Annotated in this window: 24 protein-coding genes, 3 tRNA genes and 1 riboswitch; of the genes, 14 read left to right on the forward strand and 13 right to left on the reverse strand. The window is 39.6% G+C overall.

Annotated elements, in window-relative coordinates; all coding sequences use genetic code 11:
* The first annotated feature begins 13 nt into the window (after positions 1–13).
* A complete protein-coding gene (locus ND812_RS14060; RefSeq protein WP_265376049.1) occupies positions 14–643 on the forward strand; it encodes a leucine-rich repeat domain-containing protein in 630 nt (209 codons plus the stop codon).
* 59 nt (positions 644–702) lie between these two features.
* Positions 703–3,453, forward strand: coding sequence for an isoleucine--tRNA ligase (gene ileS, locus ND812_RS14065; protein ID WP_265376050.1), 2,751 nt, complete (start codon positions 703–705; stop codon positions 3,451–3,453).
* 83 nt (positions 3,454–3,536) lie between these two features.
* Here ileS and murJ read toward each other — a convergent pair whose 3' ends face one another.
* Genes murJ through lipB form a run of 4 tightly spaced genes read right to left on the reverse strand, consistent with a single transcriptional unit; the run spans position 3,537 to position 7,761 of the window.
* Complete coding sequence (murJ, locus tag ND812_RS14070; RefSeq protein ID WP_265376051.1) at positions 3,537–5,168, reverse strand: murein biosynthesis integral membrane protein MurJ; 1,632 nt, start codon at positions 5,166–5,168, stop codon at positions 3,537–3,539.
* Between the two features lie 11 nt (positions 5,169–5,179).
* Positions 5,180–6,055 carry an STAS domain-containing protein gene (locus tag ND812_RS14075; RefSeq protein ID WP_265376052.1) on the reverse strand — a complete coding sequence of 292 codons (876 nt, stop codon included), beginning with the start codon at positions 6,053–6,055 and terminating at the stop codon, positions 5,180–5,182.
* A 3-nt stretch (positions 6,056–6,058) separates the two neighbouring features.
* A complete protein-coding gene (locus ND812_RS14080; RefSeq protein WP_265376053.1) occupies positions 6,059–7,048 on the reverse strand; it encodes an LIC_12071 family protein in 990 nt (329 codons plus the stop codon).
* Positions 7,049–7,104: 56 nt separating this feature from the next.
* Complete coding sequence (gene lipB, locus ND812_RS14085; RefSeq protein WP_265376054.1) at positions 7,105–7,761, reverse strand: lipoyl(octanoyl) transferase LipB; 657 nt, start codon at positions 7,759–7,761, stop codon at positions 7,105–7,107.
* Between lipB and ND812_RS14090 the strand changes: the two genes are divergently transcribed.
* From ND812_RS14090 to ND812_RS14100, 3 genes are all read left to right on the forward strand, one after another.
* Entirely contained in the window at positions 7,744–8,277 is a 534-nt protein-coding gene (locus ND812_RS14090) for a type II toxin-antitoxin system antitoxin SocA domain-containing protein (RefSeq protein WP_135592517.1), read from the forward strand. The genes lipB and ND812_RS14090 overlap by 18 nt on opposite strands.
* Entirely contained in the window at positions 8,274–8,630 is a 357-nt protein-coding gene (gene panD / locus ND812_RS14095) for an aspartate 1-decarboxylase (protein WP_108958766.1), read from the forward strand. Before ND812_RS14090 ends, panD begins: the two co-directional genes overlap by 4 nt.
* Before the next feature lie 65 nt (positions 8,631–8,695).
* Complete coding sequence (locus ND812_RS14100; RefSeq protein ID WP_265376055.1) at positions 8,696–9,550, forward strand: hypothetical protein; 855 nt, start codon at positions 8,696–8,698, stop codon at positions 9,548–9,550.
* 156 nt (positions 9,551–9,706) lie between these two features.
* Here ND812_RS14100 and ND812_RS14105 read toward each other — a convergent pair whose 3' ends face one another.
* Positions 9,707–9,919, reverse strand: a complete 213-nt coding sequence (locus ND812_RS14105) for a hypothetical protein (protein ID WP_100727515.1) — start codon at positions 9,917–9,919, stop codon at positions 9,707–9,709.
* Between the two features lie 85 nt (positions 9,920–10,004).
* Here ND812_RS14105 and ND812_RS14110 point away from each other — a divergent pair, with 85 nt between their 5' ends.
* The 4 genes from ND812_RS14110 (at position 10,005) to ND812_RS14125 (ending at position 14,552) form a co-directional block, all read left to right on the forward strand.
* Positions 10,005–10,814 (forward strand): hypothetical protein, encoded by an 810-nt coding sequence (locus ND812_RS14110; RefSeq protein ID WP_265376214.1) that lies wholly within the window; start codon positions 10,005–10,007, stop codon positions 10,812–10,814.
* Positions 10,815–10,886: 72 nt separating this feature from the next.
* Positions 10,887–11,198, forward strand: a complete 312-nt coding sequence (gene trxA / locus ND812_RS14115) for a thioredoxin (RefSeq protein WP_012389260.1) — start codon at positions 10,887–10,889, stop codon at positions 11,196–11,198.
* 18 nt (positions 11,199–11,216) lie between these two features.
* The gene (locus ND812_RS14120) at positions 11,217–13,370 is read left to right on the forward strand and encodes a cAMP/cGMP-dependent 3',5'-cyclic-AMP/GMP phosphodiesterase (RefSeq protein ID WP_265376056.1); all 2,154 of its coding nucleotides are present in this window, start codon (positions 11,217–11,219) and stop codon (positions 13,368–13,370) included.
* Positions 13,371–13,421: 51 nt separating this feature from the next.
* Entirely contained in the window at positions 13,422–14,552 is a 1,131-nt protein-coding gene (locus tag ND812_RS14125) for an acyl-CoA dehydrogenase family protein (RefSeq protein ID WP_265376057.1), read from the forward strand.
* Positions 14,553–14,661: 109 nt separating this feature from the next.
* Here the strand turns inward: ND812_RS14125 and thiC are convergent, their stop codons facing one another.
* The 3 genes from thiC to ND812_RS14140 form a co-directional block, all read right to left on the reverse strand.
* Positions 14,662–16,170 carry a phosphomethylpyrimidine synthase ThiC gene (gene thiC / locus ND812_RS14130; protein ID WP_265376058.1) on the reverse strand — a complete coding sequence of 503 codons (1,509 nt, stop codon included), beginning with the start codon at positions 16,168–16,170 and terminating at the stop codon, positions 14,662–14,664.
* 107 nt (positions 16,171–16,277) lie between these two features.
* A riboswitch (TPP riboswitch) is annotated at positions 16,278–16,390 on the reverse strand.
* 51 nt (positions 16,391–16,441) lie between these two features.
* Positions 16,442–17,971 carry a hypothetical protein gene (locus ND812_RS14135; RefSeq protein WP_265376059.1) on the reverse strand — a complete coding sequence of 510 codons (1,530 nt, stop codon included), beginning with the start codon at positions 17,969–17,971 and terminating at the stop codon, positions 16,442–16,444.
* Positions 17,972–18,178: 207 nt separating this feature from the next.
* Positions 18,179–18,550 carry a PilZ domain-containing protein gene (locus ND812_RS14140; RefSeq protein WP_265376060.1) on the reverse strand — a complete coding sequence of 124 codons (372 nt, stop codon included), beginning with the start codon at positions 18,548–18,550 and terminating at the stop codon, positions 18,179–18,181.
* A gap of 109 nt (positions 18,551–18,659) precedes the next feature.
* Between ND812_RS14140 and ND812_RS14145 the strand changes: the two genes are divergently transcribed.
* Both ND812_RS14145 and ND812_RS14150 read left to right on the forward strand, forming a co-directional pair.
* Positions 18,660–19,817, forward strand: coding sequence for an Lsa36 family surface (lipo)protein (locus ND812_RS14145; RefSeq protein ID WP_265376061.1), 1,158 nt, complete (start codon positions 18,660–18,662; stop codon positions 19,815–19,817).
* Positions 19,818–19,938: 121 nt separating this feature from the next.
* Positions 19,939–20,562 (forward strand): hypothetical protein, encoded by a 624-nt coding sequence (locus ND812_RS14150; protein ID WP_265376062.1) that lies wholly within the window; start codon positions 19,939–19,941, stop codon positions 20,560–20,562.
* Here ND812_RS14150 and ND812_RS14155 read toward each other — a convergent pair.
* The 5 genes from ND812_RS14155 to ND812_RS14175 all read right to left on the reverse strand — a co-directional run bounded on the left by ND812_RS14155 (position 20,559) and on the right by ND812_RS14175 (position 23,728).
* A complete protein-coding gene (locus tag ND812_RS14155) occupies positions 20,559–21,839 on the reverse strand; it encodes an MFS transporter (protein ID WP_265376063.1) in 1,281 nt (426 codons plus the stop codon). The genes ND812_RS14150 and ND812_RS14155 overlap by 4 nt on opposite strands.
* A gap of 83 nt (positions 21,840–21,922) precedes the next feature.
* Positions 21,923–22,288, reverse strand: a complete 366-nt coding sequence (locus tag ND812_RS14160) for a phasin-related domain-containing protein (protein ID WP_265376064.1) — start codon at positions 22,286–22,288, stop codon at positions 21,923–21,925.
* 184 nt (positions 22,289–22,472) lie between these two features.
* Positions 22,473–23,048: a bifunctional nuclease family protein gene (locus ND812_RS14165; protein WP_100727504.1), complete on the reverse strand. Its 576-nt coding sequence runs from the start codon at positions 23,046–23,048 to the stop codon at positions 22,473–22,475.
* A 26-nt stretch (positions 23,049–23,074) separates the two neighbouring features.
* A tRNA-Ile gene (locus tag ND812_RS14170) sits at positions 23,075–23,148 on the reverse strand.
* Positions 23,149–23,209: 61 nt separating this feature from the next.
* Positions 23,210–23,728 (reverse strand): hypothetical protein, encoded by a 519-nt coding sequence (locus ND812_RS14175; protein WP_265376065.1) that lies wholly within the window; start codon positions 23,726–23,728, stop codon positions 23,210–23,212.
* Between ND812_RS14175 and hemW the strand changes: the two genes are divergently transcribed.
* The 3 genes from hemW to ND812_RS14190 all read left to right on the forward strand — a co-directional run bounded on the left by hemW (position 23,696) and on the right by ND812_RS14190 (position 25,105).
* Positions 23,696–24,868 (forward strand): radical SAM family heme chaperone HemW, encoded by a 1,173-nt coding sequence (gene hemW / locus ND812_RS14180; protein WP_265376066.1) that lies wholly within the window; start codon positions 23,696–23,698, stop codon positions 24,866–24,868. The genes ND812_RS14175 and hemW overlap by 33 nt on opposite strands.
* 79 nt (positions 24,869–24,947) lie before the next feature.
* Positions 24,948–25,021: transfer RNA gene (locus tag ND812_RS14185), tRNA-Ile, on the forward strand.
* A gap of 11 nt (positions 25,022–25,032) precedes the next feature.
* A tRNA-Ala gene (locus tag ND812_RS14190) sits at positions 25,033–25,105 on the forward strand.
* Positions 25,106–25,168: the final 63 nt, after the last annotated feature.

Here is a 25,168-nt window from a genome sequence, read left to right on the forward strand (position 1 = left end):
AAATTCTGGTCTTATGAAGTTGAATGTTTTTCCCATTTATTATTTGTTCCTAGCAGTTTTGTTTTCCTTTGGTTGTAAAAAGGAAGTGGTGGATGCAAACATTTGGTTTGAAGAACACAAGGAAGAGCGAGTCCTCAATCTTTCCAATAAAGAAATAGGTGTTTTACCAACTTCGATTGGAAACTTAAACAACGTAGAAGAACTTACCCTCCAATACGATTCACTCACTGGATTACCAAAAGAGATTGGTAACTTAAAACAGCTTAAGATTCTCAATCTTTTTGGAAACCCCCTCACTACTCTTCCGGAAGAACTGGGAAATTTGGAAAACTTGGAAGTATTACTACTTGGCAGAACCGAACTGAAAGAAATCCCCCCAGTCATTTCAAAATTAAAACATCTAAAAACCCTGGCACTAGACGAAACCAAAGTGCAACTAACAGAAGCGGACGTGGAAGTGATCGCAAACCTCCCTTCTTTGGAAATCCTTGACCTAAGCCTAATGAGAGAGTACAAAACTCTCCCTAAAAACTTGGCAAAACTTTCCTTTTTGAAACAACTCATCTTACAAAAAACTCTTTTGGAGAAATCTGATGTTGCACGACTGCGAGACGAGTTACCGAAAGTTCGCGTAAAACTATAAACAATTTGATTATTTTTTCCGTTTTCTCTTTGGCCTAGAGTTCAAACACTGGTCTTACTATGGCCAAACCAGAAACGGAAAATCCTTATTCTAAAACAGTTCTCCTTCCTGAGACCAATTTTCCCATGAAAGCCGACCTGGCAAAACGTGAGCCAGGCCAAATCCAAATTTGGAAAACAGAAAAAGTGTTCCAAAAGATGAGAGAAATTCGAAACAACAAACCATCCTTTGTTTTGCATGACGGGCCACCGTATGCGAATGGGAATTTCCATGTTGGCCACTCTCTCAATAAAATTTTAAAAGACATCATCATTAAATCAAAAACCCTTTCTGGTTTCCAAACGGATATGATCCCTGGTTGGGATTGCCATGGACTTCCCATCGAAGTACAGGTGTTAAAGAATCTTGGAAAAGAAGCAAGGAACACAAGCCCAAGTGATCTTCGAAAAAAATGCAGAGAGTATGCAGCCGAGTTTGTTGGCAAACAAGGAGAAGACTTAAATCGTTTCCTTTGTTTTTGGGATGAGGATCACAAATACCTCACAATGGCTCCTGAATTTGAAGCAAGGATTGTGGAAGTCTTTGGTTCTCTTTTTGAAAAGGGTTACATCTACAAAGGGAAAAAACCTGTATATTGGTGTATTGATTTGGCAACGGCCCATGCGGAAGCAGAGATCGAATACCAAAACCATGTCTCTCCTTCCATCTATGTGAAGTTTCCTGTCAAAGGGGAAACGGATACATATTGCCTGATCTGGACAACAACTCCTTGGACACTCCCAGCAAACCTTGCAATTTGTTTTAACGAAGAACTTCCCTATTCTCTTTTCCAATCAGACAGTCATGGCCGACTCATTCTTGCTGATGGATTAAAAGAAGCAGTGGAACAAAAAACAGGGATCACTCTTACCAAAATCAAATCCCTATCCAATGCCGACTTAAAACAAATGGTATTCCTCCATCCATTTTTAGATCGTGAGTCGATTCCACTTTTTGGAAACCATGTCACACTGGATGCAGGAACAGGTTGTGTACACACTGCTCCTGGACATGGAACAGACGATTATCGTGTGGGAACAGCAGCAGGACTTCCTACCCTTTCCCCAGTAGATGATTACGGCCGTTATACGGACGAATTTGAAATGATGAAGGGTGTAAAAATTTGGGATGCAAATCCAAAGATAGTCGAACTCTTAAAAGAAAAAAATGCCCTAGTCCATTTTTCTGAATTCACTCACTCTTACCCTCATAGTTGGAGGAGTAAAAAACCACTCATCTTCCGTGCCACTCCACAATGGTTTTTTTCCATCGACCATAATGGACTCCGTGAAGAATCACTGAAGGCCATTGACAAAGTGCAATGGATTCCTGATTGGGGGATCACAAGGATTCGTTCCATGGTGGAGTCAAGACCTGACTGGTGTTTGTCGAGACAAAGGAATTGGGGAGTACCGATCCCTTCCTTTACTTGTAAGTCTTGTGGACAGACCCATTTGGATGACAAAACCATCCAACACTTCATTCAAATTGTGAAACAAGAAGGGATCGAAGTTTGGTATGAAAAGGAAGCAAAAGACTTACTTCCACAAGGGACAAAATGTAACAAATGTGGATCAGATGACCTCAAACAAGACAAAGACATCCTAGATGTTTGGTTTGATTCTGGTGTTTCCAGCTTTGCTGTGTTTGGTGATTCCATTGGAAAAGAACCAGCTGATTTGTATTTGGAAGGTTCGGACCAACATAGAGGTTGGTTCCAATCTTCACTTTGGCCATCGATGGCCATTCGTAAAACTCCCCCTTATAAATCCGTTCTCACCCATGGGTATGTGTTGGATGAAAAAGGACATGCGATGTCCAAGTCTCTTGGCAACGTAATCAATCCAACAACCGATATCATCAACCAATATGGTGCAGATATTTTACGTCTTTGGGTGAGCACGCAAGACTTCAGGGATGATGTGAAAATCGGAAAAGATTCGATCAAAACTGTCTCAGAAGCCTATCGTAAAATCCGTAATACCTTCCGGTATTTACTAGGAAATACAAGTGCGACAACACTTGAATGGAATCTGAAAAAAGATGACCTAGAAACCATTGACAGATACTACCTTCACAAACTAGCAAAACTCAATGAAGAAGTGAAAAAACTATATGAAACCTACCAGTTCCACCAAGTGTACCACAAGGTACTTGTGTTTTGTACGGTAGATTTATCACAAGATTACTTTGAAATCATTCGTGATCGTATGTATTGTGATGCAAAAGAATCCAAAACAAGACGTTCTTCTGAATACACACTCGCTGTGATTTTGGAAGTGCTCTCCAAACTCCTTGCACCTATCCTTTCGTTTACAACCGAAGAAGTATGGTCAACCTTTGGGAAAAAAGATTCTGTTTTTTATACTGATTTTTCTGACCTAACAAGATGGGTGGATGAATCCCTTGAATCCGAATTCAAACCTGTGTTTGCAACAAAGGAAGATGTCCAAAAAGCCTTAGAAGAAGCAAGGAAACTCGGAAAACTTGGTAAGTCTCTCGAAGCAGAAGTATTACTTTCTGGTGGATCTTTAAAAGACACAAAGTTTACCAAAGACGACCTGAGTTTATTCTTTGTGGTATCGGAAGTATCCTTTGACCAGAAAGAAATCAGTGAAGTATTTTCGGAATGGAAAGGAGAAACGGGAACCATTCAAATTCGAAAACCTCACCACGAAGAATGCCCAAGATGTTGGCGCCATGTTTCAGAAAAAGAAGGAACTTTGTGCAAACGTTGTGAGGAAGTGGTTTCAAAACTTTCCCCTAAATAAAGTTAGGGGATTGATTTTTAAATATTCAACTTAAGCTCAGATGAGAATAGAACCTGTCGACTGTGATACGGATGGCAGGTTTTTTATTTGTTTTCCTTTTTTTGTTTCCACCTTCGTAAGAACCTACCCATGATGATTTCGGATTCCGAAAGGCCGGTGTAGGTAGCGATTCCAAAATACAAAATAACCGCAGGAACCATCGAAAGAGATAAACTCAATCGACTTAGATTCGCATAACTAAGACTAAGGGTATTGTTTCCCCAATTTTGTAAGTTTGGTTTGATCACCCATTCTGAAAACAAAAGCCAAAAGAAAAGTCCAAAGAGTGCAGGTACCATTTTCAAAATTCGTTTCCCAACAGTCACAAAAGGAATTCTCACTTGGTGTGCTTTTAAATAATACAATAAAAGAGATGAGGTAACAATTGCACTTAGGGCGGATGCAAGGGCAATGGCTGAATGTTTTAGAAAAAACATCAAACTAATACTCACAACCACACTTAAGACAAAAGAAATCAATTGAATACGAAGTGGAGTTTTTGTATCGGAAAAAGCATAATAGGAAGAAACTAACACTTTGTTGATACTATAAAATGGGATCGCAAGTGAATAAAACACGAGTGGGAAAAATGCGGTGAGTGTCGCAAGATGGTCCCAACGTCCCCCGTAATAGATAGAATCCAAAACCGTTTCCCCAAGAACCGCCAAACCAATGCTTGCTGGTAATGTTAAAAAAAATGCAAATGATAATACATCCGCAATTTCTTTCGGTACATTTTCTTCCCTTCCTTCTCTTAAGTCTTTGAGTAGTGAAGGAAGGATGGTAGTCGCAAGAGCAACCCCAATGATCCCTGTGGGGAGTTGGACGAGTCTCTGGGAATAATCTAAACTAACAACAGCACCAAGTCCTGGGTTTTGGTTTTGTATGTAGTTGGCAAGAAAGATATCCACAAGGAGCCCAATTTGGTAAAAACTCCCGCCAAGAGCAGCAGGTAACATGAGTTTAAAAATTTTTTTGATGGCTGGGTGTTTGAAATCCAAACGAAAGATGGGACCAAATCCGTTCTTGTAAACAAACCATCCTTGCACAAGTAATTGTAATACCCCACCACAAACAATCCCGTAGGCAAGGTAAAACACTCTGTCCTTAATTTCATGGTAAAAGGGAAACACAAAGAAAAATACTGCCAAATAACTAAAGTTAAGGATGATCGGGGATAATGAAGGTACGAAATATTTATGATGTGAGTTCGAAATCGACATAAAAATCGAAGATAAACTTGCTGTCATGATGAGAAAAAATAAAACTAACGAAAGTTCTACGACCAGATTCCCATATTCGGGAGTACCACCCACAAGAGTGGGTAAAAACTGAGCGGCAAACAACCAAAAAAAGGCCACAAAGAGTGACAAACAAAGGAAAAGAAAACTAAGGACAGTTCCTGCCATCACACGAGCTTCCATCACACCCATTTTTTCATACTCTGAAAAAATAGGCATAAAGGATTGGCTTAAGGTTCCTTCTGCCAGGAGGTTTCGGAACATATTGGGTAGTCTGTAGGCAACACTAAAGGCAGACGCTACCATTCCTGTTCCGAAACTAACAGCCATAAAGTGGTCACGAATGAGCCCTAAAATTCTTGATAAGAATGTATAAAAAGATAAAGCAAGGGATCGTTTTGTACTCGATTCGTTCCCTGGGACTTTGTTTGTCATACGACCAGATTTTAGATTGGATTTAATTTTTCAAGAAAACGGATAGAACCATTGGGACTCAATTGGAACTGCGTTTTACAACTTGGACATTCATGTTTACCAAATTTAAATAACCTTAGCCTTGTCCCACACACTTCACATTGGATGATCCTTTCGACAGTCTCCAATTGTTTGGTTTTCGATTGGATGTAATTTGGAATTTTATCCAATTGGGTCGACTCAACTACCGAAGTCCCTGATTTATAATGGGAAAATCGTCTTTCCAATTCGGAACTTAATGATTCTTTGATTTCCAATCGGAGTTGGTTTATTTTTTCTTCGAGTACAACTTCCATAGGGGAAGGAGTGGCTTTAGTTTCCACGGGTTCGTCTTTCAAAGATTCTAAGGTTGAAACAGGTTCCTTTCCAAGGTTTGATTTTCTTTCTTCTCTCGACTTCCCTGAAAAATAAAATCGGATTTTGTTAGTTTCTGATTTTGTTTCCTCTCCCGCTTTTTTGTGATCCGAAGGTTGTGAATGGGAAGATGATTCTTTTACACTTGGTTCGATACCAGACACATCCATCTGCAATAAGAAGGATTCAGCCGCATTATGACTTCGAAAGATAGGAAATTTATCAAAAAGACCTACCAATTTTAACACATCTTCTACTTCCGATTTTAATCCATAAATCGCATACACTGCATTTGATTTCACAATCTGTTTGTGAATTTTGACAAGGGTACTAATTCCATTCGATGTGATGAATTCAAGTGATCCTAATTGGAATAAAAATTTTCGATACCCTTTGTTCAATTGTGATTCGAAGTAACGATAAAAATCATCAGCACTACTTCCGTCTAAACCACCTTTTAATTGAATGGAAAATACTTTGTCTTTTGATTCCATAATTTATCCTAAGAAAATTGCATCTCTAACTGTATTTGTTTCATTTGGCCGATCATTCATTTGGTCAATCACCGGTCCACCAGGCAGTACTTCAACATCAGGTGAAGGGATAGTTGCATTACCTTCTATAGATGGATTTTCTTCCTGCAATTCACTCACGGCCTGGATGGAACTTTCCACTGGTTCTAATGTTTTTTTCTGAACAAGAGGCAAGGTTTCCCCTGATTCTTTTTCCGTTAACTGGTCTTTTGTGAGGACTAAGGAATACACAACAAATGCCCCAGTTAGGAGTAAACTCACAACAAGTGCAATCAGTAAGTAGTTCAATACCATCCATTCCACAAGTTTCCATTGGTTTTGAAATAATAAACCTAAGTTCCCACGTTCATACACAAGGATCACAAGTCCCGATACATCCAAAGTACCTGGTTTGTACAATGGTGTTGTCAATCGAACTGTATTTGATTTTGCTAATGGAAGGTAGTTTAAAACCCATTCAAAACCATCCCGAACTTTCGGATCTCGTTTGGAATTAAGAATGGGATTTTCACCATTTTCTGGTTCCGACCATTCCCATTTTTTCATCCGAATGCCTTTACGAAAGAATGTAGATTTAGCTAACTCTTCATCAGGTTTTCGTTTTCGGAGTTCTTCCAATGTATAAATTGTATCAGTGGAAACAAGTAATGTAGCATCAGGAGCATACAAACTTATCTTTAAAAAACGAAACTCTTCTGGATCATTTTTTGATTGTTCTACATAACGGTGGAACATCTTTTCAATTTCCACATAACCATCGTTATTCAATCTTTGCTCGGCACTTTTTGCGAGTGCAAGGCTTAAGTCCCTTGCTCTGTGGTCAGAAATAAACTGTTCTTGGACAAGTGCATTTTGTAAGGACTCATAAAATGTCCAAACCACCCCACTCAGCGCAAGGGTTTCCGAGAGGATAAAAAAGAGTATAAAGGATAGAAAAAAACGTGAATATTTCATGGATCCCCCTTTTACTTTTCGGCCAAATCCATAAAAAGGACATAAGAAATTCGAGGTTATGGGAGAAGGGAAAGGAAGTGTTTTGAGAATCGGTACACAAATTCTTTTCGTTTCTCAGGGTACCCTTCGGAAAGTCCCAAGGCAGATAAGGAAACCATGTCCTCTGACCTTGCCCCACAAGGGTTGATGAGAGAAAAGGTAAAGAGGGAATTGATTCCGTTTAAGGCAAAACCAAAACTTGTAAAATAAGATTTGGCATAAATCCCTTCTGAGATCAGTTTTTTCTTCGTTTCCTTCGTATACAAACCCGGTGACTTTGGATTCTCTTCCACTTCTAAACCCCAGGTATCTTTTACGGCGACCACCAAACTTTCGTTCAAGTTTCGCAAAAAATCTCCTAAACTTAAGCCCCTTTTTTTTAAGTCAATGTGGAGGTAACCGACAATTTGTCCTGGTTCATGGGCGGTAAAATCACCACCTCTTGGCAGACTGACAAAGTCCACACCAAGTTCCGTAAGTCTCACCTCTGGTACCAAAAGATTTTCCGCTTTCGCACCTATGCCCCCTGTCAAACATGGACTGTGTTCTAAAAAGAGCATGGATTCTCTTCGATTTTTCCTGGCATTTTCCTGGAAATCCAAGTATCGTTGGTACGATACAATCGAAGGAAACAGATAGGAAGGTAGTCCTTTTTGATGGAGAAACTTTTGCATGCGATCCTTTGGATCCTCGAAAAATCACCGAATGGAAGAGCCCGCTTGGATTTGGCGAAGCTCCTCTACTATTCGGATGGTGTTCATTTCCAAAAACATGCGGAGATGATCACAAGAGGAGACTATATCCACTTAGAAGACTCTCCCTACCCCGTCAAACTGAACGAAGCCCTTTTGTATTTAAAAGAGAAAGGCCATATTGAAGTGGTTCCGAAAATTGAAGGGAACGGGATCCAAGGTTTTGCCTTACGTTTTCTAAAACCAATCGATGGACTCATCCTTTCTAAGGAAGAAAAACGAGTGATGATGAAAGTTGTGGAAGCCTTCCGGGGACGAGTGGTAGACGAAAACCGACATTATCCCAATTTATATGAAAATTATGTCGTTACACCCTTATTTGATTCCATTCCGTTTTCGGTCGCAAGGATCAATACGAAAATCCACGTCCTTGTACAAAAAAGCCTTTTGAATCTATCGGGCAAAATGTTTAGAGTTTTATTTGAGAGGTCAGAATGATCATCACTGTTTGCAAAGGCAAAATCCATAGAGCCGTCGTTACCGAGGCTGAACTCCACTACGAAGGTAGTCTCACTGTCGATCTAGACTTAATGGAATTGGCTGGAATGAAACCGTATGAACAAGTGAGTGTGGTGAACGTGAATAACGGTGCCAGGTTCGAAACCTACCTCATCGTGGGAGAAAGGGGTTCGGGGACCATTTGTTTGAATGGAGCTGCAGCACGGCTAGGGATGAAAGGGGACAAGGTCATCATCATCACCTATGGCCAAGTAGAAGAAAAGGACCTCCCAAGCGACTACAAACCAAAAGTTGTGTTCGTGGATGAGAACAATCGGCCGAAAAAAGCCTAAATTCCCTAATTTTTCTAGGGCATTTCTTCGATACTAACTGTATAAACCAAATTGGTAGTCGGAACATGAACAAAACAATATTCGCTCTTTCATTCACCCTCCTCACTTGTGCACTCCTTGCCCAAGAATCAGGGAATCCACAAGGGACACAAGTTTCCGCTGCGTCTTCCAAGGACAACAGGGACTTGTATCCTCTATCCATGTATGATGCAAGGATCCGTTTAAAGAACGTAAGTTTTGTTAGACGACATGCAGACACAGGGAAAGGCGAATTTTTAGATGTCCAAGTGGAATTGGAATCAAGAGTTCCTGAAGACAATGAATATTCGATTTTTGTATTAGCTGGTTTTGAAGGGGATCGAGTGAACCAAGATGAAAGAAGGCTTGTTCCTTATCCAGCTTGGCGAAAAGCAGACCCTGAAAAAGACGAAAGAACATTATACTTTTCTAATATCATGCCAACCCCTTTCACTGCGAAAGAAATTTGGGGTGAAGAAACATATGCTAAGAAAAAAGCAGAAATGGAAAAACGCCATTATGCTGGTTTTGAAGCAGAAATGCCAGAACCTACCTTCACTGAAGTAGTCGATTATCTTTGTAAAAACAATGCGAAGGCACTCCCCTTCACTCTGTTTGGTGAGACTGGACCTACAAAAGAAAAACAAGTGATTTATAACTACGTGGCCCAAACTGCTGATGAAAAAAAGCGACAAGTACACGAAACGTTACCCAAACACACGTATACGATTTACAATAACAAATACAAGACAACGATTACAAGCCACCACTACACTCAGTACAGACCAAATTTCCTCAGTTTTAACAAAGTAGCGGTTCTCGTGTTTGATACAAAAAAACCAACAAACAGTTTGTTATTCCGTAAGTTCATCGATATCTCTGATTTAAAGATTACCTACTAACCAAACATTTCCTTCTGTTCCAACCTCCAGGGCTAAACACGAGTCTTGGAGAGGACAACTGCCCTTCTCTTTTTCCTGTCATTCCATTTCCAAAGAATCCCAAAAACGAAATTGTTTCGATCGATTGATTGAATTGAGTCTTTAAAAAGAACGGATTTAGTGGTCTGTGCCTTCTGGGCGGATGGGGGGGAATTGTTCCGATGCACGAACCCTCCACTCGTCCTCAGGGTGGTTTAGGTGCAACCAACCATTGGCAAAATCCCAACGACCATCCAAATCCAAAAAATCCCAGAAAATTGCCTGGTTCATGTATTTGTAGGTGTCGAGTAAATCGAGCAGGTCCCTTCGTTTGCGGGGGGTATTGTCCATTCTATTCCAGTTTCGGCAAACTCTAGTCCAGGTCGACGTTTTTTATGGACAAAACCAGGTCTTTCTGCCGAAAATGAAACCAGACATGGCAATCACGAAGGAAAAAAAAGCTGACTTCAATGACAAATTGGTAGATTTCAAAAACTACCTCGAAGAGTTAAAAAAAGAAGCCAATATTTTCAAAGTACAAGCCAAAAAAAGTAAGGATATGGAACCTTATTTTAATATATCCCTTGCGATCAATTCCATCAAAACCATTAACACGTGTATTGTGATCAATGAACTTTCCACTGCCATTTTAGAGATCAATAATAATAACTACTTAGAAACTGCACGAAAAGAGATTTATAACTGCATTTCCTACATTGAAAAAACTGTAGGGAATAATGTGGATGGTTCTTTATCCGAAAACAAAGAACAACTTTCCAAAATAGAAAGGTTCACACCAACCCAACGGCTAAACCTCATCAAAGGTTTACTACAAGCGATGAAAAAAACAGTATCAGCCTTTGGTACAAACTCGAAATGGAAATGGTCTTGGCCTGATATCAATTTCCGTGTAGCCGCTTGTACAAAGAATTTATTTGATTTTATCGCGTATGAAAAAGAACAAGATTTAGAAAATCCTTATTATTATATCCGTAAGGAACATTTTAACCTCATCATCGAACTTGCCAACCAAGCCGCCCAGGACTATCGTTCCAAATTTGAAATGTCAACACAAGATTCCACAGATTTGAAACATTCTGTGGAAATGTTGGAGATGAACCGTAAAATATTCCAAATTACTGGTGAAACAGAGGATTTGGAAAAAACCAAAACACTCATTGAGTCCTTCCAACAAAAGATTGCCGACCTCGAATCCGACGATAAAAAGAAAAAAAAGAAACAATAATCGACGTTTTTCCCTAGAATATCCAGTCTAGTTTATAGAAAGGTTATACGTTTCAAAAGGAGATTTCGAAATATGGCACTTACAGAAATCAATGACGCCAATTTCAAAGCAGAAACTGCAAATGGCGTGGTTTTAGTAGATTGTTGGGCAGAATGGTGTGGACCATGTAGAATGGTGGCTCCTGTTCTTGACGAACTTTCGCAAGAAATGGCGGATATCAAAATTACAAAACTCAATGTTGATTTCAACCAAAAGACAGCGCAAGAGTTGGGAATCCAATCCATCCCTACCCTTCTACTCTATAAAGATGGAGTTTTAGTAGACAAAGCAATTGGTGCTTTACCAAAACCGCAAATTAAAAAATTTATAGAAAATCACAAGTAGGAAATAAATTATCCCCTAATGGTCAGTTCCGAACCGAATGGTTTTACAGCACTCCCTAGAGGGGGATATTTAGTCGATACATCAGAAGGGTACATCCAATTTGGATCCCCTCCTGAGACAATTAAGGACACCATGGGGCTCGAAAAAAAGACCCCTCTGGTGTTTGTCCTCCCAAACAAGTTCTTCCATGTGGAAAAAGGCATTTCGATTGCCGAACTTGAATTCCCCATTTACTTCAATTTTTTCTTTCGTGGTGGCAAAAAAACCTTCATCATCTGTTCCGCAGAACAAAAAGAACAGCTAACCATTGTTCTTGGGGAATCCCTGATGGGACCACAAGAAGTAAACTTATCTTCCGAGTTCATAGATGGTGCAGAAAGTTTTGGTTTTCCCGACATCAAAGCAGAAATGGCATACTTTCGTAGTTACAAAACGATGGAAGAGGTGGTAGAGTTTGTTTTATTTGATGACTCCCACAAAGCAAAGTTTGGTGGCATCACCATCGAACAACTGCCTTCAAACGAATTCCTAGTTGTGGATGGAGAGAAAAAAATCAAAATCCCTGGTGAAGTGGATTTCCATGTCAAATACGATATTGGTAAACGATTGGAAGAACCATTCCAGCCACCTCTTATTGGAATCACATGCCTTGGACCATCACATGGATTTGATCCTACAGACAACACATCTGGATTTATCATTTGGTTAAATGGACAAGGGATTATGGTCGATCCACCTGTAAACTCAACCGAGTGGTTACGCGAATCAAATGTCAATCCCAAGTTCATCAACTCCATCATTCTCACACACTGCCACGCAGACCATGATGCTGGAACCTTCCAAAAAATATTAGAAGAATCCAAAATCACTATTTATGCAACAGCAACCGTAATGGAATCTTTCCTCAAAAAATATTGCAGTCTAACAAAGATTCCACGAAAAGAAATCACTGATTTATTTGATTTTATCCCTGTAGTCATTGGTAGACCCACAATCATCAATGGTGGTGAGTTTTATTTTCATTATGCACTGCATTCCATTCCATCCGTTGGGTTCGAATTCTTTTTCCAAGACCAATCTTTTTATTATACTTCAGACCATTTAAACGACCCTGAAGCCTTTGAAGATATGTACAAAAAAGGTGTCTTGCCTGAAACAAGATACCAGTTCCTAAAAGACTTTCCATGGGATCGTAAAATCATTTACCACGAAGCAGGAGTCCCTCCCCTTCACACCAAAATCAGTTATTTGGCATCCCTTCCGGAAGAAGTACAAAAACGGATTACCGTATACCATATTGCAGCTAAGGATATGCCTGCCGGAAACCATCTAACACTTGCTAAGTTTGGTATAGAGAATACTTTGTATCCGGAGATCACTCCTCCCAAACACCAAGAGGCTTTCCAACTTTTGGAAATTTTATCACAGATTGATATCTTCTCTGGATTCCCTATCGAAAAAGCAAAAGAGTTCTTACAAATTGTCAAAGAAGAACGATTCCGACGTGGGGAACAAATCATCAAAAAAGGAACCCATGGAGATCGATTTTTTATCATCGCATCAGGGAACGTAAGGTTTGAAGGACTCTCCAGTGACCACTCTGCTGTCAAACGATACGGAACCTATGAATACTTTGGTGAAGCATCGCTTATCCTCGACACTGTGCGCCAGGCGGATGTGTATGCGGAAACCGACGTGCTTGCCCTCACCATTGAAAAAACACGTTTTTTTCAGTTCATCCGTGGATCCAAACTCCACGAAAACCTAATCAAACTAAACAGTATCCGCGAGACCAATACTTGGAAAACCCTCACGGAATCCCAAACCTTCCGAGGTCTCACCAGTTACCAAGTCACCCAACTGGAACTCATTTTGAAGCTTGAAACAGTGAAAAAGGAAGCAGTTCTCATTGAAGAGGGCCAAACCTTCCAAAATGCCTACATTGTTCGTTCGGGCACCGTTGTGGTGATGCAAAACCACAAAACGATCAGGGAACTTGGCGCAGGGGATTTTGTGGGAGAAATTTATTCTCTCACAAAAGGCCTTCCTTCACATTTCAGTTTCGTTGCTTGGCCAGGGACAGAACTCTATGTGCTTTCCCAAGAAGACGCCATCCAGTACATCAAGAAAAATCCTGGTGTCTACATGAAGCTGAACACTGTTTATAATTGACCTCATTTCGCCATTTCTGTAACATTTCCATATCAAGGAGTCACAAATTTTATGGAGCGTATCCTCCCCTTTACTGAAGAACACCACCAATTCCGCGAGATGGCTCGGAAATTTTTTGAAACAGAAGTAAAACCTCACCACGAAACATGGGAAAAAAACCATATCGTACCCAAAGAAGTATGGAGAAAGGCCGGTGAAAACGGACTTCTCTGCCCCGATGTACCTACAGAATACGGCGGCTCTGGAGCTGACTTTCTGTACAACATCATCATCATCGAAGAATCTTCTCGTGTTGGAAACAGTGGATTTTTTATCTCTTTGCACAATGATGTGATCGCTCCGTACATTTCGACCTATGCGAACGACGAACAAAAGAAACGTTGGTTGCCAAAATGTGCTTCAGGAGAATCCATCCTTGCGGTTGCGATGACTGAACCAGGTGCAGGATCTGATTTAAAATCCCTTCGTACCAGTGCTGTTGATAAGGGTGATCACTTTGTTGTGAATGGACAAAAAACGTTCATCTCGAACGGTCAACTTGCAGACCTCATCATCACTGCAGTGAAACATGATAACGGAACCATTTCCCTTGTCATGATTGAAGAAGGAATGAAAGGATTCGAACGTGGTCGTAATTTAGATAAAATTGGTCTCAAAGCACAAGACACATCTGAATTGTATTTTAATGATGTGATTGTTCCCAAAACAAACCTCATCGGCAAACAAGGACAAGGGTTTCGTTACCTCATGCAAAAACTTGCACAAGAACGTTTGGTTCTTGCAGTTGCTGCTGTGGAAGCAACAAGACTGGTTCAAACCATCACACTCCAATACATCAAAGAGAGAAAAGCATTCGGTCAAAAGATTGGGTCTTTCCAAAATACAAAATTCAAAATGGCTGAAATGGCAACTGAATTAGAAATGGCACAAGTTTTCTGTGACAAAGTGGTCATGGAACACATGAAAGGTGAAAACACTACTGCTGAAGCTTCTATGTGCAAATGGTATTCAACAGAAATGCAAAAACGCCATACTGATGAATGTTTACAATTCTTTGGAGGATATGGTTATATGATGGAGTATCCAATTGCAAGAGCTTACCTCGATGCAAGGATCCAAACCATTTATGCAGGAACCACTGAAATTATGAAAGAAATCATTGGTAGAAGTTTAGGTCTTTAGTTCCAACAAAGATTTATCAGTTTCAAACTGAAACCAAGCGAATGTCTTTTAGAGAACCCGGTCAAATGATCGGGTTTTTTTGTTTTGTAAAACAGACAATCTCTACAAATTAATCTTTCAATTCTTCCGCACCTACTCCCACCGAATCTTTCCGTAAATCGGATGTGAGTCGCATCGAACAAAAATGAGGTCCACACATCGAACAGAAATGAGCTTTTTTCATTCCATCTTGTGGTAAGGATTCATCATGATACGACCTAGCAAGTTCTGGATCAAGAGAAAGGGCAAACTGGTCTTCCCAACGAAATTCAAAACGAGCCTTGCTAAGTAAATCATCCCTTTCTTTAGCACCAGGGTGGCCTTTGGCAAGATCTGCGGCATGGGCAGCAATTTTATAAGCAATTACCCCATCTTTTACATCTTGTTTATTTGGAAGACCCAAATGTTCTTTTGGAGTCACATAACAAAGCATAGCTGTTCCATACCAAGCAATCATCGCCGCACCAATGGCTGAAGTGATATGATCATACCCAGGAGCGATGTCAGTCACGAGTGGCCCAAGTGTATAAAACGGAGCTTCCATACAAATCTCTTCTTGTAAACGTACGTTTTCCTGGATGAGGTGCATTGGAACATGGCCTGGTCCTTCCACCATCACTTGGATGTCATCTGCCCAGGCTCGTTTTGTCAGTTCCCCCAAAGTTTTTAATTCCGCAAATTGTGCTGCATCGTTTGCATCATTGATACAACCTGGCCGCAAACCATCACCTAACGAATAAGAGACTCCATATTTTTGCATCACTTTGGAAATGGCATCAAAATGTTCATACAGAAAGTTTTCCTTCTTATGGTGGTTACACCACTTCGCTAAAATGGAACCACCTCTGGAAACAATACCTGTGATACGTTTTTCAGTCAGTTTGACGTAATCACGTAAAACTCCAGCGTGGATGGTAAAATAATCAACACCTTGTTCTGCTTGTTCTTCCAGTGTTTCTAAAAATACATTGATGTTTAAATCTTCTACTTTTCCTTTTACCTTCTCTAAGGTTTGGTACAAAGGTACGGTTCCAATGGGAACAGGAGAATTGCGAATGATCCATTCTCTAGTTTCATGAATGTTTTTGCCTGTAGACAAATCCATCACAGTATCTGCTCCCCAATGTAAGGCCCAACGGAGTTTTTCCACTTCATCTTCTATGGAAGAAAGAATCGCAGAATTTCCAATATTGGCATTAATTTTCACTAAAAACTTTTTCCCAATGATCATGGGTTCGAGCTCTAAATGGCGTTTGTTTGATGGAATAATCGCTCTACCAATTTTTACTTCATTCATCACAAATTCTGGCGACATTCCTTCCCGTTTCGCCACGTATAACATCTCTTCTGTGATGATATCTCGTTTTGCATAATAGAGTTGGGAAAAATTTTGATCTCCCTTAGATTCACGAGCACTGATCCAAGATTTGCGTAATTTGGGAATCCCTTGTTTATAATCGTAAGTTTCTTCGTGGATACAAAACATACCTTCTGTGCGGTAACCTTTGTATTCGGTTCCATTCGATAAAGGAATGGTAGTTTCGGGGACTTTAATTTCTTCGATTTGGTTTGGATTCATGAGACTTCCTTGGCCGGAATCTCTGATGTTGGGTTTCAATAGAAAGAAATGGTTTGTAACTTTTGTGATTTGATCCTGGATCAATCTCCAAACGAATTTGGTTTTTGCAAAGTTACGTTCCGTTTCCCTTCGCAAGCATTACCAAGATCAGGTTCAAAAAGGGTATTTCTCAGCCGAATTTTTGGTAAACCAAAAACCTTAGGCACCCCTAACGGTTATCTCTTATCCTACGGGATTCAAATTTTTTGACAACAAAATATTCAATTGCCATTTACGGTTTCGCAACATTCCCTTTTGTTTTATTTTTTCTTGGTAAATACTTCGCTTTCATTTGGTTGTATTTCACTTTGGACAGAATGTTTTTTTCCCATTCCTTGGGGAATTCTTCCCCAACAAAAAACCGAAACAATCGATAAACAAAAGACATTTGTTTCCAATACACAAGGTTTTTTGCATCTCTGTAAAGATTTCTAAATCTTTGGTTTGTTAAGAAACTTTTTTTAACAATTGGGTACTTTTCAAGTAATGTTTCAAAGATAAATAATGTATGATCCCCTTCAAAATGGTGTTCGATGATTTTTTCCATCACCACATTTGCGGAACTGATATCCTTAGATAAAAATACCCAAAAAAACGTAGAGTTATAATAATATTCACAAAACATCACATCATCAGCATTTTGTAATTCGGAGATAACACGGTCATTCCCTGTGTACATCCCTTGATCAATGAGAAGGAACCGGCTGATAAAATTATCTCCCATCTTTAACATCGTATACAAAATCTCAAAATGTTGTTTGGCTTCTTTGATAGCCTTTTCTTCTGAAATTTTCTCTGCTTTTGTGGTTACAATCTGGTAAATTTTCACATATTCTAGTATAGGATAATCTTCATGGGATAAAGTAGATTGGATGGTTTCCAGAAATTCAATTTGAGGGAGATAAGATTTGTTTCTTAATTCATCAAATTTTGTTCCCAATACCTTTTCTTTCATTTCTAAAAAACCATTTCTTAATCCCGGCTCCAATTCAATTAACTTAGGAATGATTTTTTCTTCAAAAAAAGAAGAGTATTCTGATTCTTTTTCTATCGCTTCAGTTGTATCATAATAAACCCAACCAAGAGCTGGTAAAAAAAAGTAAATTTCCGAACTATCAAACCCATTTTCTATATAGTCCACCAATTCATCAATAAACACATGCTTGGTGAAAAAAGGGGTTTCGAATTCTTGTAACATTGTTTTGATAAAAGAGATGGGAGGAGAATTTAATTTTTCTATAGGAATTTGATGGAAGTCATTTGTTTCTTTTTTACAATTATCAACTAAAAAATTCTGTATGTTCACAAAAGACCGAGCAGCAATCGCATTATAAGCAAATGCATACTTTTCCTCAACTCGTTCACCTGAATACGAAACTATGGCGAGTTCTACTTGCAGTGGTTCGATTAAGTTTGGAAAAGAAGGCATTTCATTTGCGGCAGGTTCTTCCTCTTTACGAATGAAATAAAAAATAGGCATAGCCAAATCGTTATCCAAAAGATTTTGGATGAGTGAGACCATACCTTTTCCATATACTTTTAGTTCATTTTCTTTAATGGTATCGGAATTGAGTTGGAAGGCAAAATAACTTTGATTTAAATCAGGAACACATAACTTACGCAAGGTTGTTAATACCTTGGCCGCTTGGTCAGTTAACATCAGCTCTCGTTTATGCGAGTCAAACAAATGATCCAAAAAAATGGGTGTGTAAATTTTGAATTGGTCTAAGCGAGAAACTCCCGAAAGCCGGAATAACGTCATAAATCCACCTACAACCCTAGAATGACAGGGACTGTTATCTTTGAGATGGATTCAATTTATATAGAATTATTCTAGATTACAATTGGAATTTTCGAATATAAGTAAAAACGAATTTTCGAATCTTACCAACAAAAGATTTACATTGCGAAGAGTAGCTAAGGAGGGAAATTCGGAATTTTTCGGATCAGAACAATGTTTTTTTTATGGTCAATTCAAAACACGATTTTGCCTAACCATGCGGTTGATGTACACTTGTAAGTCTTGTTTGCCCTTTGGGCCCATAGCTGTAAATTGGACACCGTAAACTCCTGATTCTTTAGATTTTTTGCCAATTTGTTTGATCACACCTTTTGCCAAAAAATCTGCCAAATCTCCAGGAAGTGCCACAAGGATTTCCACAGTTTCGTTCATATCCCATTCATCAAAATGGTTAGGGGCCACAATCCCCACCCCACCCATACTAATGTCACTTGCATGTAACACATCCAATAAGGCCGTTCCCATCAAATGGATCTCAACTGGTTCGTTTTCTAGGGGTTTTACGCGGACATATTTCCGTTTTTCTTGGATAGGAGGCATATGAGAAATTTGGCACGGTTTTTCTTCCTTGTAAACTCGGAAATTCTAAGCTTCCCACTTGTTAAGAAAACGTAGACCGAACTCCGATATATGATAAAATAGGACCCTCATGAGAAATCGTACACTCACTCTCCTTCTAATTCTGGGAACATCCTTGTTTTCCCCAAGCCGAATGGACGCTGGTGTTACCTGTTCGGGAGATGCCTGTACGATTTTACCAGCCTCCATCCAATCCCAAATCAATAATTTAGACCAAGCCTTAAAATTACAGTACACAGACAAAGTTCTAGCAACGATGTCGGAAGCTGCGGTAGTCTCGAATATCAATTCCTCTATGATGGGGCCTGGCCTTGTGAACAGATTCCAAGTGGGACTTGGTGTATCACTCGCAGGCCAACAAAAAGAAGACATCAATGTGGTTTACCAAAATTTAAGTTTTCAAAAATTGCCTAATGTGGGTGCATCCCTTGCACCTAACTTTATTGTTGCGGTCAACTTAGGTTGGCTTATGGGAGGTGGTCCCTCTGATACGGAACCAGAACTCAAAACATTTTTACATCGATTTAACCTGTATTTACATGGTTTTAAATTTAACTTTGCCCAAGGTGACGTACAAAAAGCAATTGAAGCACAAAACAAAAATGTAGATTTAGGGGGAGACATCACATCAGGAGGATTTACCCTTCGTTACCACTTAATTGAAAACTATTCTGATGGAATTGGACTCTTCGAATTTTCGGGGATCTCTATGGGTCTTGGGTTACATTACCAAAGGCAAGTCATTGATGTCACTTACAACGACAACAAAACACAATCACTCACATTAGGTCCCGCAGTTGGTACTTGGGGAGGTTCCACTACCTTCAATTATTCGAGTACAGTCACAAGTGTACCCATTGACATCCGTACAGGGTTTCGCTTGTTTTACTTTTTTACTTTATTTGCAGGAGGGGGAACTTCCATGAATTTTGGTAGTTCCTCCCTGAACCTAACTCGTTCTGGACCACTTGTCCTTGCTCTTGATTCCAATGCGATCTCGGCTTCCCTCTCTCCAGAAATTGCAGCCCTCATCCCCGCATCTGCTCTTGGCCAAACAAAGACGGGAACGTTATCTATGGATATCAGCGGAAAGGCACAAGCACCTAACACCACAAACTTTCTCATTGCTGGTGTGGAAATCAATGCCCTCATCACCAAACTCACGGTAGAAGCGGTCGTGGCACAAAATGTCCAATCTGTCATGGTTGGGGCAAAATTTACCTTCTAAGAGATCCCTTGGCATTCTTTTTGCATCATTCAGATTGATTCCGTTTTAGAACCAGTGCTGGCGATTCCTGGCTCGGACTGTTTAAGTTCTAAGCAAAATGCAAAAGTTTTAGGAGAATGTTATGGCACAAGTCATACAAGAAATCAAAAAACCGATCCTACATATATCCTGTGTCCCAAGAAAGGACACAACTCTCCTAAAAATTTCCCTGTCCCAAGATGATTTGGGGATTTTATACCGAGTGACTTCGGTTCTTTTCAACCACCGCTGGGATATTTTGGAAGCCGTAGCAGAGACAGCAAGTGATGGGCATGTCCAAGATTTGTTTGTGATCCGCAGTTGGGATGGTGCTGAGATGACAGAAAGCCTACTTTCCCAAATTCGTTCCGATTTATTTGCTCTTTTTTATGAAGGCAAATCAGTAGCGATGTACCTTCGTGAAAATGCAAAAGAGGAAATTCTGGTACGCAAAATTGGAGACTCAGAAGCTTCCCTCAAACTTTACAATCCCATTTCTTCTGATTTTACAGTCATGGATTTACGGATGAAAGACACTCCTGGAATTTTATTCCAAATTACAGAAGCCTTGTATCATTTGGGAATTGATATCATTAGTTTTACAGCGAATAGTTTTGACGGAAAAATCCGTGATAGTTTTTTACTCCGCACTTCTCTCACAGGAGAGAAGTTAGATGAAAAACTCATGTTTCCCATGTTACGCGCTAAATTAGAATCCTTTCTTTAAGTAATTCGTTCTTTTTGTTTTCCGAGCAAAATCGTAAACCCACAAAGGAGAAGCAAGGAAACAAAAAAAGCAAAACTAGGGCCTTTCTGAAAGTATAACAGAGAGAATACAATGGGAGAAACAGCTCTTCCCAGGGATCCGAAACTGCGAAAGAGCCCAAGAGATCTTCCGAGATCTCCTTTTCCACTTTCTAAGGAAGCAAAAGAAGAAAGCCCTGGGTTTACTAGGGCACTTCCAAATGCTAAAAAGAAAAGGGAAACAAGTAACCCAACAAATTCAGATCCAAAAAGCACTAAGAGTGCCATTCCCAATACCACTAATACCCCACCATACAGTGAAATTTTCTTTTCTGATATTTTACCAGACAAACGTCTCACCACACCACCTTGCACCAGTATGATGATGATTCCAATGTATAAAAACGTAAATCCGATTTGTTTGGGGGAAAACTGAAAGGTATCGGAAAGAAAAAAATTCACAACAAATTCAAATCCAGAAAAACTTAACACAAATAAAAGGTTGAGTAAGGAAATCCGAACCAAATTCCTAGATTCGATTTTTTTTAAAGATAAAAATGGATGGAGCTCTTTTTCTTGTACCTTTTCTGGTTTGGTAGCAGGTAGAAACAAATACACAAGCACCATAGAAACAAGTGAAACTAAAATGGAAAAAAATGCAGACGCAGGGAAAATCACAAATGTCCCTTCCTGGTACAATGAATCCAAGAACGTCCATTGGGAACTAATGCCACCAAGAAGTGGGCCCATCACAAAACCAAGGCCAATCCCTGCTCCTAAAAATCCCATTCCAGCAGCCCTTGATTTTTCGTCCGTTTGGTCAGCCATAGCTGCAGATGCGACAGATAAATTTCCTCCCATCATCCCTGTGATGACTCGGCTCACCACAAACATCCAAAACTGGGAAGAAAACAACCATAACACATAGCCTAAGGTATTTCCAAACGTTGTGAAGAGTAATATGGCACGCCTTCCGGAGTGGTCTGAGAACCGACCCCAAACAGGTGCCGCCAAAAATTGTAAAAAACTATAAATACTTCCTAAAATTCCACCAAACAATACAAAGGTGTATTTGGATTCACCACCAAATGATAAGATGTTTGCGAATGAATAAAATGTTCGAAAGAATACATCATCGCCTTTCGATAGAAAAAACTCTAATGTCTTTGGGAACAGAGGAAACAAAAGGGAAAACCCCATCATATCGGTAAAAACAATCAAAAACAAAATGAATTGTATTTTTTTAGGAGACTGACTCATCATGGCTACTCTCTGAAAACAAATAAAAAAAGCCACAGAAAACTCTGTGGCCTTTGGTGATTTTCATCAATTTCTTGAAACAACTATTTTGATTTTGCTTTGTCGATGAGAACCTTTAGTTCATCTAACGTTTGTTTCAATTTCTCTTTCACTTGAGGAGGGATTGCAGTATCAATTTGTTGGTAAATTGATTGGTAGTTTGCTTGTAATTTTGCTACAATTTCATCATAACTTGCGTTAGTTTTTCCAAGTGCACCTTGTGCATCAGCAATGGTTTTGCTCAATAGATCACGGATTTTTTGAGTTTCCGCTGATTTATCAAGTTCCCCTTTTGATTTTAACTCATTGTAAACTTTTTCTAAATCCACAACTGCAGTTCTTAACTTTTCTTCACCGGAACGAAACAATGCGATTCCAGCGTTTACGACATCCATAACCAATTTTTCCATACAACATTCCTATCGAAGGGATTACACCCTAGATTTTGGATTCCAAGTGTATGAAGGAGAAACGGGGATTACAATAAAAAAATTCCAACTCTTCTGATTTCTATGAGACATAGTCAGATCTCATTAATGACCTGGTTGTTAGGATGGTGATGGCTCGGTAAATTCAGAATTCAGTTGGATCGGATCAACTGTTTTCGATGAGTTTTTTGATTTGGTCGCGGATTTTTGCTGCGGTTTCGTAATCTTCAGTTTTTAGAGCATTTTCCAAAGTCTCTTCTAAAATTTGAAGGTTGGATTTGGGAAGGGCTTGGATTTTTTTCTCAGAAGAGATGTTTTCGCCTTGGATTTCATCTTCTTTCATGATGATCCCTGTTTCATCTAACACAGATTTTGCGATAAAGATTGGTGCATTGGCACGTAGGGCAAGGGCAATTGAATCAGAAGGCCTTGCATCCAAAGTGATAATTTCCTCATCGCGGCGCAGCTGGATTTTTGCATAAAACGTACTGTCCACAATCTCTTCGATTGTAATTTTCAGAACAGTGGCACCAAGTGAAGTTAACATGTACAACATCAAATCATGAGTCATAGGTCGTGGTGGTTTTGTGCCATCAATGACTGTGGTGATGGAATGGGTTTCGAGAGGTCCAATGAAAATTGGAACCACACGTTTGTCTTCCGAATCCTTTGGGCGCAGGAAAACGGCAAAACCAACATTGGTCAGGCTGATATCAGAAATTTTTACTTCATAAAACTCCATACAATATCGTTCCCTTTCCTGTTTTGTGGGCCCAGAAGGGCTCGAACCTTCGACCCGCAGATTATGAGTCTGCTGCTCTAACCAACTGAGCTATAGGCCCCACTGACTTCCAATCTTTCGAGGAAATAAGGAGAGACAAGCACAAAACAAGTGACTGGTCATTAAAGCGAAAGAAAGCGGTTGGATTCAAAAAAATCGGTAAGGTCCTTACGATCTGATTTCCATTGGATCCAAATCCAAAGATAGGGTTTCGCATCCATCCGCACCCAAACTTGGTTCCGTAATGCATTTTGGTTACGAACTTGGCCTGCTTCATACACTTGGAAGGTTTTGCCAAGGATGACTCTCTCATATTGTTTTGGCTCAATGGGTGTATGAAAAACGGACCCAACCCAAAGGTTTTTGTCCGTGATGGGTTCACTCCAGGGTAAAATCCTTACCACCATAAAAAATCCATCTCGTTTGGCAGGATACACTGTGAGTTTTTTTTGGCTCGTGGACTCTGTTTTGACAACAACTTTTTCTGGAAATTGAAATGAAAACGATTCCCAGAAAAAGTTTTGGTTTGGTTCCACAAGAGTCTGGGAAAGAATCGTATTAGATAAGACCAATACAAAAAATAAAGGAATCGAAATACCTTTCATCACATGAAACAAACAACAAATGAAACCATCTGGCAAGTCAGAAATTCCTTTTTAGGGATCTATGTACATTTCCCCTATTGTTTCAAAAAATGTGATTATTGTGATTTTTATTCAGAAGGAATTGGAAGTGGACCAGCTAACGACGAATCATCGCTATTTACTTCCTACCAAAAAGAAGTTTTAGAACGAATTTCCCATTTTCCAAACCTAAAAAACAAAACCATTGATACTGTTTTTTTCGGTGGTGGTACTCCATCGAAGGCCACAACAAAACTTTGGGAAAACTTCCTCCACTTCCTTCGCTCCGAATTTGAGTTTGCCAAAGACACAGAAATCTCGATCGAAGTAAACCCAGAAGACCTTAGTCCAAACTTACTCGATGAGTATGCAAGGATTGGGATTAACCGTGTGAATGTAGGTGTACAAACACGAAATCCAATCGGTTTGGAATTTTTAGGAAGGCATTATGACAAAGAAAAATATGACTCTCTTCGTATTACATTAACAAATTCTCCCATCAAACGTGTGGGAATTGATTTGATGTATGGAATTCCTGGTTTACAAGAGTCTGATTTTTTTTCTGACTTAACGTATTTTTTGGAAGCGGGTTTACCCCATTTGAGTTTGTATTCTCTCACTTTGGAAAAAGGGACTCAGTATTCACGAGATGTAAAGGATCATAAAAAAACAGAACCCGAAGAAAGGATCCAATCGGAAATTTTACTCACCTTACCAGAGTTAATGGGTAAAAATGGGTACAGATGGTATGAAGTTTCCAATTATGCCAAACCAGGTTTTGAATCCAAACACAACGTTAAGTATTGGACCTATGAACCTTATCTTGGCATCGGACCTGGCGCCCATGGTTTCATCGAAGGTTCTCGTTATGGGAATCCAAGAAATGCAAACCTCTACCAAAATAAAACACCGAAAAATCAATACGAAGTGGCAACTCCCAATGCGGAACTTGCTCTCACCCTTTTTCGGTTATTTTCTCCGTTTCAGTATTTAGATTTTATACAAACTTATTTAGATGCCCCAAGCCAAATACATTACATCCAAACCATTCATAAATGGGAAAAACAAGGACTTTGTTCCCTCTCCGATGGTGTTTTCCAATGGGAAAAAGAAGCATTACTTTTGTTAGATGATCTAATCTTAGAAATCACCAATTGATTTTTCTCTTTGGATTGGCAAAATAATCCCAAAAAAAGATTGCCCATAGACCCCTCTCGAAAAATACTGTTCGTATCCCGGGCCTGTAGCTCAGTTGGTTAGAGCACTCGCTTGATAAGCGAGGGGTCACAAGTTCAAGTCTTGTCAGGCCCAAGAAAAGAAACGGGGCGTTAGCTCAGCTGGGAGAGCATCTGATTTGCATTCAGAAGGTCATCGGTTCGATCCCGATACGCTCCAAAAACCCGTTTTCTCTACCTCCCTCCTGTAAAAATTTCTTGCTATCTCCCCTAATTTCGGTAC

It is taken from the genome of Leptospira limi, from assembly GCF_026151395.1.
Lineage (GTDB): Bacteria > Spirochaetota > Leptospiria > Leptospirales > Leptospiraceae > Leptospira_A > Leptospira_A limi.